The sequence below is a fragment of the Streptomyces sp. NPDC002680 genome (assembly GCF_042889145.1).
Taxonomy (GTDB): domain Bacteria; phylum Actinomycetota; class Actinomycetes; order Streptomycetales; family Streptomycetaceae; genus Streptomyces; species Streptomyces adonidis.
Genome location: NZ_JBIAQP010000024.1, coordinates 52,629 through 65,366, shown reverse-complemented (window position 1 = coordinate 65,366; position 12,738 = coordinate 52,629). Strand labels below are relative to the sequence as shown.

9 protein-coding genes are annotated in these 12,738 nt (G+C 68.2%); 2 read left to right on the top strand and 7 right to left on the bottom strand.

Annotated elements, in window-relative coordinates; all coding sequences use genetic code 11:
• Positions 1-32: 32 nt before the first annotated feature.
• Positions 33-1,073 (bottom strand): NAD(P)-dependent alcohol dehydrogenase, encoded by a 1,041-nt coding sequence (locus tag ACFYXF_RS44700; RefSeq protein ID WP_389358765.1) that lies wholly within the window; start codon positions 1,071-1,073, stop codon positions 33-35.
• A 171-nt stretch (positions 1,074-1,244) separates the two neighbouring features.
• Between ACFYXF_RS44700 and ACFYXF_RS44695 the strand changes: the two genes are divergently transcribed.
• Positions 1,245-2,159, top strand: coding sequence for a helix-turn-helix domain-containing protein (locus ACFYXF_RS44695; RefSeq protein ID WP_389358763.1), 915 nt, complete (start codon positions 1,245-1,247; stop codon positions 2,157-2,159).
• 249 nt (positions 2,160-2,408) lie between these two features.
• Here ACFYXF_RS44695 and ACFYXF_RS44690 read toward each other — a convergent pair whose 3' ends face one another.
• The 5 genes from ACFYXF_RS44690 to ACFYXF_RS44670 form a co-directional block, all read right to left on the bottom strand.
• Positions 2,409-5,669, bottom strand: coding sequence for a S8 family serine peptidase (locus tag ACFYXF_RS44690; RefSeq protein WP_389358761.1), 3,261 nt, complete (start codon positions 5,667-5,669; stop codon positions 2,409-2,411).
• A 290-nt stretch (positions 5,670-5,959) separates the two neighbouring features.
• Positions 5,960-6,643, bottom strand: coding sequence for an ABC transporter ATP-binding protein (locus tag ACFYXF_RS44685; RefSeq protein ID WP_235475260.1), 684 nt, complete (start codon positions 6,641-6,643; stop codon positions 5,960-5,962).
• A gap of 131 nt (positions 6,644-6,774) precedes the next feature.
• Positions 6,775-8,280: an ABC transporter permease gene (locus ACFYXF_RS44680; protein WP_389358759.1), complete on the bottom strand. Its 1,506-nt coding sequence runs from the start codon at positions 8,278-8,280 to the stop codon at positions 6,775-6,777.
• A 145-nt stretch (positions 8,281-8,425) separates the two neighbouring features.
• Positions 8,426-9,697, bottom strand: a complete 1,272-nt coding sequence (locus ACFYXF_RS44675; RefSeq protein ID WP_389358757.1) for an Ig-like domain-containing protein — start codon at positions 9,695-9,697, stop codon at positions 8,426-8,428.
• A 273-nt stretch (positions 9,698-9,970) separates the two neighbouring features.
• The gene (locus tag ACFYXF_RS44670; protein WP_369037273.1) at positions 9,971-10,324 is read right to left on the bottom strand and encodes a hypothetical protein; all 354 of its coding nucleotides are present in this window, start codon (positions 10,322-10,324) and stop codon (positions 9,971-9,973) included.
• Positions 10,325-10,434: 110 nt separating this feature from the next.
• Between ACFYXF_RS44670 and ACFYXF_RS44665 the strand changes: the two genes are divergently transcribed.
• Positions 10,435-10,824, top strand: a complete 390-nt coding sequence (locus ACFYXF_RS44665) for an LPXTG cell wall anchor domain-containing protein (RefSeq protein WP_389358755.1) — start codon at positions 10,435-10,437, stop codon at positions 10,822-10,824.
• A 112-nt stretch (positions 10,825-10,936) separates the two neighbouring features.
• On the opposite strand, the gene hutH is transcribed toward ACFYXF_RS44665, so the two are convergent.
• Positions 10,937-12,475, bottom strand: coding sequence for a histidine ammonia-lyase (gene hutH, locus ACFYXF_RS44660; RefSeq protein WP_389359011.1), 1,539 nt, complete (start codon positions 12,473-12,475; stop codon positions 10,937-10,939).
• Between the last annotated feature and the right edge of the window lie 263 nt (positions 12,476-12,738).

Sequence of the window (12,738 nt, the reverse complement as noted above, 5' to 3'; positions counted from 1 at the left end):
ACCCGCAGCCGAGTACGCACCCCCCGACGGAACTAGATCGTCGCGGTGTCGATCACAAACCGGTACCGCACATCACTCGCGAGCACCCGCTCATACGCCTCGTTGATCTCAGACGCACTGATCAGCTCAATCTCCGACCCCAACCCGTGCTCCGCACAGAAGTCCAGCATCTCCTGGGTCTCCTGAATCCCACCGATGCCAGACCCCGCAAGGGTCTTACGCCCACCGATCACCGAGAACAGGTTGAGCGCGACAGGCTCCTCGGGCGCACCCACGTTCACGAACGCGCCGTCCGTCTTGAGAAGCGAGAGATACGCGTCCAGGTTCAGCGGAGCGGACACCGTCGACAGGATGAGGTCGAAGGTGCCACGCAGCTCCTTGAACGTGGCCTCGTCACTGGTCGCGTAGTAGGACGACGCACCCAGCTTCAGTCCGTCCTCCTTCTTCCGCAGCGACTGCGAGAGAACGGTCACCTCCGCACCGAGCGCGCTCGCGATCTTGACGCCCATGTGGCCGAGGCCACCCATGCCGAGGATCGCGACCTTCTTGCCGGGACCGGCGTTCCAGTGCTTCAGCGGGGAGTACGTGGTGATGCCGGCGCAGAGCAGCGGCGCGGCCACATCGAGGGAGAGGCCGTCGGGGATACGGACGGTGTAGTTCTCGTCGACGACGATCTTCTCGGAGTAGCCGCCGTAGGTCGGCTCACCGTTCTTGTCGAGGGCGTTGTACGTGCCGACACCGCCCTTGAGGCAGTACTGCTCCAGGCCGGCCTGGCAGTTCTCGCACTCACGGCACGAGTCGACCAGACAGCCGACGCCGACGTGGTCGCCGACCGTGAACTTGGTGACACCGGAACCGACCGCCTCGACGACACCGGCGATCTCGTGGCCGGGGACCATCGGGAAGATGGCCTCGCCCCAGCCCTCGCGGGCCTGGTGGATGTCGGAGTGGCAGATGCCGGCGAACTTGATGTCGATCAGGACGTCGAACTCGCCCACCTCACGACGCTCGATCGTGGTCCGCTCCAGCGGAGCCTTGGCGGAGGGGGCGGCGTATGCAGCGACAGTGGTCATGCCGGGGGTCTCCTAGGGGGGATTCCGTCCCCGGCCGCCTTCTGACCGGGCACGGCGATCAGTCTGCCCAACGTTCCGCTTTTCACCCAGCCCACGCTTCTGCGTACGTCCGCCGGTCCTACCACTGGCGGGGTCAGGCTGGTGTTCGTACGACCGGGAATACTGGACCGCATGGACGAACAGCCCGATTCCGTGCATCCGGCGGCTCCCGGCGCAGGACAGGCCCTGGACCGGCGTGCCGAGCTGAGCGAGTTCCTGCGCACCCGACGGGCCCGGCTCAAGCCGGAGGACGTGGGGCTGCCGGACTTCGGCCGGCACCGCAGGGTGCCCGGGCTGCGCCGCGAGGAGCTGGCCCAGCTGGCCGGGGTGTCCGTCGCGTACTACACCCGGCTCGAACAGGGCAACGGGCGGAACGTCTCAGCGGAGGTCCTGGACGCCATCGCCCGCGCCCTGCGGCTGACGGGCGCGGAGCACGCCCACCTCACCCACCTCGCGAAGCCGAAGCAGCACAAGAAGAAGCCGTCGGTGCGGGCACAGGTCGTACGCGGGACGCTGCGGCAGCTGCTCGACACGATGGACGGCGTCCCGGCGTACGTCGCCGGGCGGCGTACGGACATCCTGGCGTGGAACGCCATGGCCGCGGCGGTCTTCGGCGACTGGGCCGAGCTGCCGCCGCAGGACCGGAACTGGGCCCGGCTGGTGTTCCTTCGCCCCGAGTACCACGACCTGTTCCTGGACTGGGAGCAGAAGGCGATCGACATCGTCTGCCACCTGCGCATGGACGCCGGCTGCTACCCGGAGGACCCGAAACTCTCCGCCCTGGTGGGCGAGTTGTCGGTGAAGAGCGAGGAGTTCCGACGCCTGTGGGCCACCCACGACGTCAAGGAGAAAAGCCACGGCGTGAAGCGTTTCCGCCACCCCCTGGTAGGCGAACTGACCCTGAACTACGAGTCGTTCCGACTCCCCGACGACAGCGACCAGACCCTGATCGTCTACCACGCAGAACCGTCCTCGCCTTCGGCAGAGGCCCTGCGCCTGCTGGCGAGTTGGGGCCGCGACGCAACAAAGGCGGGCACGGGCTCCTGAACCGGTAGCTGTTCTCGCCCCCGCCGCCCCTACCCGTCCCATCCTCGGCGGCTCCGCCCCCGAACCCCCGCTCCTCAAACGCCGGAGGGGCTGGATAGTCAGCCCGTCCGGCGTTTGAGGACAAAGGGGGGTCTGGGGGCGCAGCCCCCAGGGATGGGACGGGTAGGGGCGGCGGGGGCGAGGAAAAACACGGAAACGGCCCGCCGGAGGCATCCCCCGACGGGCCGTCGCCATCACGTCAACGGCGAGCTACTTGCCGTAATACGCGTTGTAGATCGAGATCGTCGACTTGTTCCCCTTCTTGTCGGCGATCTTCGCGTGGAAGGAGATCGCCTCCCCCTTCTTCGGGTTCACGACAGTCACCTTCCCGTCCTTCACCGTCAGCTTCTTCCACGTCTTGCCGTAGTCGTAGGACGCGTACACCGACAGCGACTTCAGGTTGCTGCCACGCGCCGCACCCTCGACGACGACCGGGAACGTGACCTTCGTACCGGCCGCGACCTTGTTGTCCAGGCCGACCGGCGCGTTGAAGCGCACCGAGGACGCCGGGAGCTTGGCCCCGTTCTCCCCAGGCTTCTTCGACCGGAACGTCCAGCTCGCGTCGATCCGCGTGGACGCCTGCGCCACCTTGACGCTGCGCTTGACCGACGTCGTCAGCTTGTACTCCGCGTCGCCCGCCGGAACCGTGAACGGCTTCTCGGCGAACAGCGGGTCGTCGGTCGTGGCGACCTTCTTCCCGTTGCGGTAGAGCGTCGTGGCGACCGACGTGAAGTCGGACGAGCCGGGGTGGCCCGCGCCGTCGGAGAACAGCGGGATCAGGCCGTAGATGTAGTTGCCGTCACGGAAGAGGCCGTAGTCCGGGAGCAGACGAGGTCCGAAGACCGCCGTGTTGAACGTGCGGTAGTACTTGCCGCCCGCCTTCAGGGTCTGCGCGGAACCGAGCGTGTAGTAGGCCTCGGGGATCGAGAAGCCCTGTGCGTCCTTCCCCTTGAACTGGGTGAAGTCGAACAGCCACTGCACCTTCTCGCCCGTCGACACGTACTGCGTACGCGTGGCCGGCAGCGCCTGCTCGACGAGGCCGCCGAAGGCGACGTCCTCGGGCAGGAACGCGATCGCACCGAGCGCGCCGGTCTTGCCCGGCGCCCCGCCACCGAGCTTGTTCGACACCGTGGCGAACTCGCTCGCCTTGAAGTGCCGGACCTTGTCGCCGGTGATCTTCTTGACCTTGGCGGTCGTGATCGCGTCGTACTCGGCGCCCGCACCCTTGCTGAACTGGCCGAACCAGGTCTGCGAGAGGCCGGGGGTCTCCGCGCCGAGGTGCGCCATCCGCAGGTTGGCGAAGGAGTCGAGGCCGACTCCGATGCCGATGCCCGCGTCGTCGTACATGTAGCTGATCATCGCGCCCAGCGGCTTGGCGTCGGCGTCCGGCACCGTGATGTCCGCCGCCTTGGTGGTGCGGGCGTCGATCGTCACCGAGGTGTCCTTGGTGACCGCCAGCTTCGGCTGGACCACCCAGTCGAGGCCCTCACCGCCCAGGTCGGGCTTGGTGAAGTCCTTCGCGATCCACGCGTCCAGGAGGTACGTGCCCTTGGGCAGACGCATGGTCGTGGTGCCGGTGGCCGAGGTCGGGACCTGGTAACCGCGGTCGGTGGCCAGGCCGGAGTAACCGGCGACGATCGTGTTGTACTCGCCGGTCGGCTGCCCGGTCTTGTCGATGTGCTTGACCGTCAGGTCGTACGACTCGACCTCACGGTTGACCGCCGCGCCCGTACGGACGCTCTGCGCGCCGGCCGTCGCCGTCACGTACGAGGAGTACGCGCCGTCGAGGGTGCCGCCCAGCTTGGTGTTGACGGTGTAGCCGACCGAGGCGCTGCCGCCCGCCGGGACCTTCACCGTCGTCGCGGCCAGCTTGAAGAAGCCCGCCGGAGCGGCCTGGCCCTTCGGGTTGGTCGCGGTCGCCGACAGCTTCAGCGTGACGTCGGTCTTGCCAAGGTTGCGGTACGTCAGCTGCTTGGTGACCGGGGTGTCGTCGGTGTGCGGCCACTCCTGCGTACCGAAGCTCACCGACGCGGGGTCGGCGATCACGGTCTGCTTGATGGCCTTGTCGACCTGGATCCGGCCCGAACCCTGCTCGAACGGCGTGTACTTGCCGCCCTTCGCGGAGCCGGTGAGCGCGCCCTTGATCTCGGCGTACGTCCAGTCCGGGTGCTCCTGCTTGAGGATCGCCGCCGCGCCCGCCACATGCGGGGTCGCCATCGACGTACCCGAGATGGAGAGGTAGCCGGCCGGGTTCTCGCCGACCTCCTGGTCGATGGCGCTGCCCGGGGCCGCCGCGGCCGTGATGTCCACGCCGGGCGCGGTCACGTCCGGCTTGATGGCGCCGTCGCCGACGCGCGGGCCGGTGCTGGAGAACGGGGCCAGCACGTCCTTGTCGTCGACCGCGCCGACGGTGAGCGCCTTGTCCGCGCTGCCCGGCGAACCGACCGACTCCGGACCGGAGTTGCCCGCCGCGATCGCGAAGAGAATGCCCTTCTCCTCGGACAGCTTGTTGACCAGCGCCTCCAGCGGGTCCACCTCGGGGGTGTCCTGGCCGCCGAGGCTGAGGTTGACGACCTGGGCGCCCTGCTCGGCCGCCCACTCCATGCCGGCGAGGATGCCCGAGTCGTCACCGGAGCCGGTGTCGTCCAGGACCTTGCCGCTGATGATCTTGGCGCCGGGTGCGACACCCTTGTACTTGCCGCCGGACTTGGCCCCGGTGCCCGCCGCGATGGACGCGACGTGCGTGCCGTGGCCGACCTTGTCGTCCGTGGTGGCGGCCGTGGAGAAGTTCTTGGCCGCGATCACCTGGGTCTTGAGGTCCGGGTGGGTGGCGTCGACCCCGGTGTCCAGGACGGCGATCTTGACGCCCTTGCCGTCGTACCCGGCCGCCCACGCCTTCGGCGCGCCGATCTGCGGCACGGACTTGTCGAGGCTGGCCTTACGGGTGCCGTCGAGCCAGACGTGTGCGATCCCGGCGGCGGTCCTGTCACCGTTGGTCACCGCGTCCCAGAGTTCGGGAGTGTCCTTCTGCGGTGTCTGTACGGCGTCCGCGTTCAGGGACTTCAGCGTCTGGCGCAGCGTGCCCGCGTCGCGGACGTCGGCCTTGGTGGCCGCCGCGGCCCCCGTGTAGCCGACGATGACCTTCAGTCCCTTCTGCTGGGACTTGCGGGTCGCCGCCTTGTTCAACTCCGTGACGTCGAACAGCCGTTGGTCCAGCTTGCCGCTGGAGACCAGCCGGGCCGCGTCGGCCGGGATGACGAGGGTGTGCCCGTCGATCTTGCGGATCTGTACGGGTATCTTCTCGCGCCCCGCCGCCCGCTCCAGGCCGATCACACGGCCCTTGGCGTCGACGGCGACCCGGTCACCGGTGATCAGGGTGATGCGGTGCGCAGGCTTGAGCTTCTGGGCAGCGTCGGTCACCCGCTGCTGCTCGACCTTCGCCTCGCCCTTCGCGGATGCCGGGCCGGTCATGCCCGCCGCGAGGGCAACTGCGGCTGCCGTGGCTACGGTTGCCGCGCATGCTCTTTTCACTTGTTTGCGCAAGTCTCCCCCTGGAGCCTGTGGCTGAGGTGCCGGAGAAATTCCCCGTTCATCCGGCTGGGGGCGGTCCCGTACGCACAGGCGTACACCCCCCGACCGTGAATTATGCCGAGGGGTGATCAGCCGCTCAATAGACTGGACGCTCACGAGTGGGCTGTTACGAGGCAGTTACGAAACTTTGCGCGCCGGTTTTCTCCATTTACGCGCCGGTGGTCACATTCCTACGCGCCCGCGTTCTCCTTCACCGTGATCTTCCCCTTACGGATGGTGGCCAGCCGCGGGGCCTTCTTCGCGATCGCCGAATCATGCGTGACCATGATGAAAGTGAGCCCCAGCTCCTTCCACATGGTTTCGAGTACGTCCATGATCTCGTCGCGCATCGACTCGTCGAGGTTCCCGGTGGGCTCGTCGGCGAGGAGCACCTTCGGCTGCTTGACCAGCGCACGGGCGATGGCGACGCGCTGCTGCTGGCCGCCGGACATCTCGCCCGGGAGGTGCCCGAGGCGCTCGCCGAGGCCGACCGACTTCAGTGCCTCGGCGGCCCGTTCGCGGCGTTCCTTGGTCTTCACGCCCAGCGGTACGAGAGCGGTCTCGACGTTTTCCTGGGCCGACAGGGTCGGAATGAGATTGAAGCTCTGGAAGACGAAACCGATGTTCTCGCTGCGGACTTTTGTGAGGCGGCTCTCGGACAGTTTGGCGAGATCTGTGCCGTCGAGGTCGATGCTGCCGCCCGTGGGGCGGTCGAGTCCGCCGAGCATTTGGAGGAGGGTGGACTTGCCGCCGCCGGTGGGGCCCTGGATGACGAGGCGGTCGCCGTCGGCGATGGTGAGGTCGATGCCCGCGAGGGCGTCTACCGTTTTTTTGCCTCGGGTGTAGGTCTTGGTCACGCCTTTTAGTTCGTACATGGTGGTGGCTCCTGGGTGGGATTGGGGTGCGAGGGGTTGTTTGTCGGCTGGCCGCCGGTGGGGGCTTGTCGCGCAGTTCCCCGCGCCCCTGAAAGCCCCCGCCGCCGCCCGTTTTTGAGCGAACCCCCTCGCTACTCGACTCTCCTCAGCGCGTCCGCCGGGCGGAGCCTTGATGCTCGCCAGCCGCCGAAGGCGCCCGCGATCAGGCCGCCCGCCACCGCCAGGCCTACCGCCAGGGCGATCGTGGAGAGGGCTACCGGGGCCGTGAGGGCGACCGAGAGGGCCTGGGTCGCTGTCTGGCGGCCGGGGCCGCCTCCGCCGCCGGGGAAGCCGCCGCCCCCGCCGGGACCGCCGCCGTTGCCGCCCGAACTGCCCAGCTCCGCCTGGAGTTCGGGGCTGATCGCGGTGACGACGTACGCGCCGGCGAGGCCGAGTGCGATACCGAGGGCGCCGCCCACCAGGCCGTTGACGATGGCCTCGCCGACGACCTGCCGGGTGACCCGGCCCGACTTCCAGCCGAGCGCCTTCAGCGTGCCGAACTCACGCACACGCCGGGACACCGCCGAGGAGGTGAGCAGGCCCGCGACCAGGAAGGCCGCGACGAGCACCGCGATCGACAGCCACTTGCCGACGCTGGAGGCCAGGTCGGAGGCGGTGGAGAGGGAGCCGGAGACGGTGTCGGCGAGATCGGCGGAGGTCGTGACGGTCGTACCCGAGATGTTCTTCTGGATGGTCGACTTGACCGCGCCGATCTGCTGGGAGTCGGTCGCCTGGACGTAGATCGTGGTGACCTTGTCCTTGGAGTCGCTGAGGGTCTGGGCCTGCTTCAGCGGGATGTAGAGGTTGGCCGCCGCGTCGCCGCTCTCGGGCGTCGCGATGCCGATGGCCTTGTACTTGACGCTCTTGATGGTGACCGTGCTGCCGACCTTGAGCTTCTTCTCCTTGGCGTAGGAGGCGTCGACGACCACGACCTTGGCATCGGTCTCGGAGGTCGTGAAGGTACGGCCGCTGGTGATCTTCGAGGAGGTCAGCGGGCCGAGTTCCGGCTTGGTGACGTCGGTGCCGTACACCGAGTAGTTGTTGACGTCGAACTCGGCGCCGCCGCCCTCAACACGCCCCTGGGGAGCGCCGGTTGAGCCGCCGTTGCCGCCCGCTCCCGGGCCGCCGCCCTGCTGGTTGCCGGTGCCGCCGCTGGCGCTCTCGTCCTGCTGGAACTGGCCCTGCCTGAACTGGCCGCTCACCTTGATGACTTGGAGGCTCAGTCCGCCGACGGCGTCCGAAACGCCCTTCTGCGTACCGACCTTGGTGACCGTGGAGGAGGCCAGGGTCTGGAAGCCCTGGACCATCACCCGGTCGCTGCTCTGTTCCGTGTCGGAGTCGTTGTCCTGCGCGTCGAACTGGAAGCGCGGGCGCTGGGCGTCACCGGTGCCGGTCTGGGCCGCGGCGGCCTTGGTGACGGTCATGTCGGTACCGAGCCCGTACAGCGACTCCAGGACCTTGTCCTGCGCCTTCGACATGCCGGAGGACACGGACGTGACCACGATGACCAGGGCGATGCCGAGCGCGAGCCCGGAGGCGACGACGAGTGCCGCTTTTCTGCGGCGGCGCAGTTCGCGCCTCAGGTAGGTGAAGAACATGGCCGCAAGGTAGGTACACCGTGTGATGGCGGGATAAGCCCCGCATAAGAGATGCATGAGAAGGCTGTGGTGAACCCCAGAAACACCGATGCCGCCCCTGGGGGCGGCATCGGAAAGCTGTGAACTCCCCCAGGGGGACCCGGGATCAGACGGCCGAACCGGCCTTCCAGTCCGCCCAGCTCAGGTTCCAGCCGTTGAGACCGTTGGCCGGGTCGACGGTCTTGTCACCGGTGTTACGGACGTCGACGACGTCACCGATGATCGAGTTGGTGTAGAACCAGTAGCCCGCCGAACTCTTGTCGTTGGCGCCCTTGGTGTCGTCCAGGCCGACACAGCCGTGGCTGACGTTGGCGCTGCCGAAAGTACTGCTGGAACTCCAGTAGTTGCCGTGCACGAAGGTGCCGGAGGTGGTCAGACGGATGGCGTGCGGCACGTCCTTGATGTCGTACTCGCCCTTGCCGTCGTCGTCGGTGAAGCCCACGGTCGCGCCGTTCATGCGCGTCTCCTTGAACTTCTCCGACATCACCATCTTGCCCTCGTACGTCTTGTTCTCGGGCGAACCGGCGGAGATCGGGATGGTCTTGATGACCGTGTCGTTGTGCATGACCTTCATCGTCTTCGTCTTGGCGTCGACGATGGAGACCTGGTTGCGGCCGATCTTGAAGGTGACCGTCTTCTGCTGCACGCCGTAGACACCGCTCGCGCCCTCCACGCCGTCGAGCGCCAGCTTCAGCGTGACGGTGGAGTTCTCCTGCCAGTAGTCGTCGGGCCGGCAGTCCATGCGGGTGTCGTTGAACCAGTGGCAGACGACCTCCTGACCGCTGGTCGAGGAGACCGTGACGGCCTTCTGCACGGCCGCCTTCTCGGTGATCGCCTTGTCGAAGTTGATCGACACGGGCATGCCCACACCGACGGTCGAGCCGTCCTCGGGGGTGAAGTAGCCGACGAAGCTGTTCCCGGCGGAGACCGTGGTGAAGGAGGCGTTCTCGTGGGCGGTACGGCCCTTGGTGTCCGTGGCCTCCGCGGTCACCTTGTAGGTGGTGGCGCGCTCCAGCTGGGCGCTCGGCTTCCAGCTGGTCTTGTCGGCGGATATCTCACCGGCGACCGCGGTGCCGTCCGCCGTCGTCATCTCCACCGACGTCAGGGTGCCCTTGGTCACCGCCACCTGGGCCGCGTTGTTGATGGAGGCGTTGTTCGAGCCGTCCCCGGGTGTGATCTTGATCTGGGCCTCGGAGGTCTTCGCCGCCGCCGCCTCGTCGGCCTTGGCCTGCGAGGTGTCGGTGCCGCTGTCGCCCTTGGAGGCACTGTCGCTGTCGCCTCCGCTGCACGCAGAGAGCACCAGCACGCCACCGAGCAGGGCGGACGCGGCCATCAGACCCTTGCGCCGCCTACTGTCCGTCATCACACGCTTCTCCATCGTTGCCGAATCCCCGAACCGTCAGGACCACGAGTCCCCGTACCGAACCGAACATGCAAGTCCCCGTAACCCACTTCAACGCTACGACCGGTTCGTCCCGTTCCACATTCGCTCGATGTGTGGGGCACACCACGTCGCCTGGGTCACAGGGGGCGCTCCGCCCATCCCGTACTCCACCGGGTCGCGTGGTGCCACTGCCGGTCACTGCTCCCCCTGAGACGAAGAAACCCCGGGCCGCGGTTGCCACCCGGGGTCACGATTTTTCCAAGACCCTCAGCCGCCGACCCGCTCCCCGACCATCTCGTCGCCGTCCACCTCATCATCCTCGTCGAGATCCCAGTCCGGCGAATCCGGGTCGTAGTCGATCTCCTCGCTGCTCCAGGAGGCCTGCGCCAGTTCGATCCCCGGCACCTCGCCGACCAGGTCGAACGGGTCCACGAGGTACGCGAGCGCCTCCGCAGTGTCTTCCGTCACAGCGTCCTCGGCGTGCACCCGCTCGTCGGCGGGCATCTCGGTGTCCTCGGCGATCCGCCGCAACGCGGCCTTCGTGAGGGAGGCCGGGTCGTCGACCTCGACGACCAGTTCCACCCGAAGCCGTACAAAACGTGATGTCTCTGAAGTACTCATGGTCGGAGAGCGTACGGCTCACAGCTCCCACAACTTTCCCACGACCCGCGCCTGTCATTAGCATCGGGTCCACGGCCAATTCGCCAGAGCCACAAGGGGATCGATATTCCGTGTCATCCGCACGTCGGTCGTTGCTGACCGCCACCGCAGCGGGGACCCTCCTGGGTGCCCTGTGGTTCGTCCCGTCCGCCAACGCGACGGGAGACAAGCCGGTGGAGAAGTCGGTGGAGCAGCAGCACAGAGCGGATACGTCCCTGTCCACGATGTCGGACTTCACCCGCCAGATCTCCACAACAAGCACGAGTACGAGCAGCGGTACGGCGGCCACGACGACCTCGGACTCCTCGAATTCCGCGGACTCGGGTACCGGCGACGGCACCCGCCTCGCCGACACCGGCAGCTTCAACACCACCCCGTACGTCGTGGGCGGCACGCTCTGCCTCGGCCTGGGCGCGGGTTTCGTGGTGTATTCGCTGCGACGGGAACGCCTGGGATTCTGAGACCCCCAAGCCCCCCCAGGACCTCCGAGACCTCCGAACGAGACGGCGGGGACCGCCGGGGCGCCAGTTTTTTGAGAAACTTGACGTTCGCCCCGGCAGGCCCCGAGTCCGCCTACTGCAGCGGGCCGGTCACCGGCTCCACCGCGGCGACCAGGTGCCCGCCCCGCACGAAGGCGTCCGCCGCGGCGAGGTCGGGCGACAGGAACCGGTCGGGACCGGGACCCTCGACACCGGCCGCCCGTACGGCGTCGATGACGGCCCGGGAGGCGGGCGCGGGCGTCAGCCCTTCCCTCAACTCGATGGCGCGCGTGGCCGCGTACAGCTCGACGGCGATGATCCGGGCGAGGTTGTCGACGGCCGTACGGAGCTTGCGCGCCGCCGACCAGCCCATCGAGACATGGTCCTCCTGCATCGCGGAGGAGGGAATGGAATCCGCCGAGGCGGGCACGGCGAGCCGCTTCAACTCACTCACCAGGGCGGCCTGGGTGTACTGGGCGATCATCAGCCCGCTGTCCACACCGGGGTCGTCGGCGAGGAACGGCGGCAGCCCGTGCGAGCGGTTCTTGTCGAGGAGCCGGTCGGTACGCCGCTCGGCGATGGACCCGAGATCGGCGACGGCGATGGCGAGGAAGTCCAGGACGTACGCCACCGGGGCCCCGTGGAAGTTCCCGTTGGACTCGACCCGCCCGTCGGCGAGTACGACCGGATTGTCGACGGAGGAGGCGAGTTCCCGCTCGGCGACGAGCCGCGCGTGCGCCAACGTGTCCCGTCCGGCGCCGGCGACCTGCGGGGCGCAGCGCACGGAGTAGGCGTCCTGGACGCGCGGCGCGCCGTCCTGGTGATGCCCGGTCAGCTCGGACCCCTTGAGCACGGCGAGCATGTTGGCGGCACTGGCTCCCTGCCCCGGATGCGGCCGGATGGCGTGCAGCTCGGGCGCGAGCACTTTGTCGGTACCGAGCAGCGCCTCAAGGCTCAGCGCTGCGGTGACGTCGGCGGACTTGTAGAGGGTGTCGAGGTCGGCGAGGGCCATGACCAGCATGCCGAGCATGCCGTCGGTGCCGTTGAGAAGGGCGAGGCCTTCTTTCTCGCGGAGTTCGACGGGGACGAGGCCGTGCTCGGCGAGCAGTTCGGCGGCAGGCCGCACAACCCCATCGCTCCCCTCGGCGTCCCCCTCGCCCATGAGGGTGAGGGCGCAGTGGGAGAGGGGCGCGAGGTCGCCGGAGCAGCCGAGGGAGCCGTACTCGTGGACGACGGGGGTGATGCCGGCGTTGAGCAGGTCGGCCATGGCCTGGGCGACCTCGGGGCGTACGCCGGTGTGTCCCGAGCAGACCGTCTTGAGCCGCAGGAACATCAGGGCCCGTACGACCTCGCGCTCGACGCGCGGGCCCATGCCGGCGGCGTGCGAGCGGACGATGTTGCGCTGGAGCCGGGCGCGGAGTTCGGGGCTGATGTGCCGGGTCGCGAGGGCACCGAACCCGGTGCTCACGCCGTACACGGGCTCGGGCTTGGCGGCCAGCGCGTCGATGACGCCGCGGGCCTTCGCGAGGGCGGCGAGGGCCTCCCCGGACAGCTCGATCCGGGCCCCGCCACGCGCCACGGCGAGCACGTCGCCCGCGGTCACCCCGGACGTCCCCACCACCACAGTGTGCATATCCATATTCAGGAGCGTACGCAGTGAATTCAAGGATGTCACTACCGGGTGGGCGGTACACCCCTTACAGCGATTACTCGCCCCCGCCGCCCCTACCCGTTCCCATCCCTGGGGGCTGCCGCCCCCAGACCCCCGCTGTCGGCCTGAACGGCCTCGTCCTCAAACGCCGGACGGGCTGGATCTTTCAGCCCGTCCGGCGTTTGAGGACAAAGGGGGGTCTGGGGGCGCAGCCCCCAGGGATGGGAACGGGTAGGGGCGGCGGG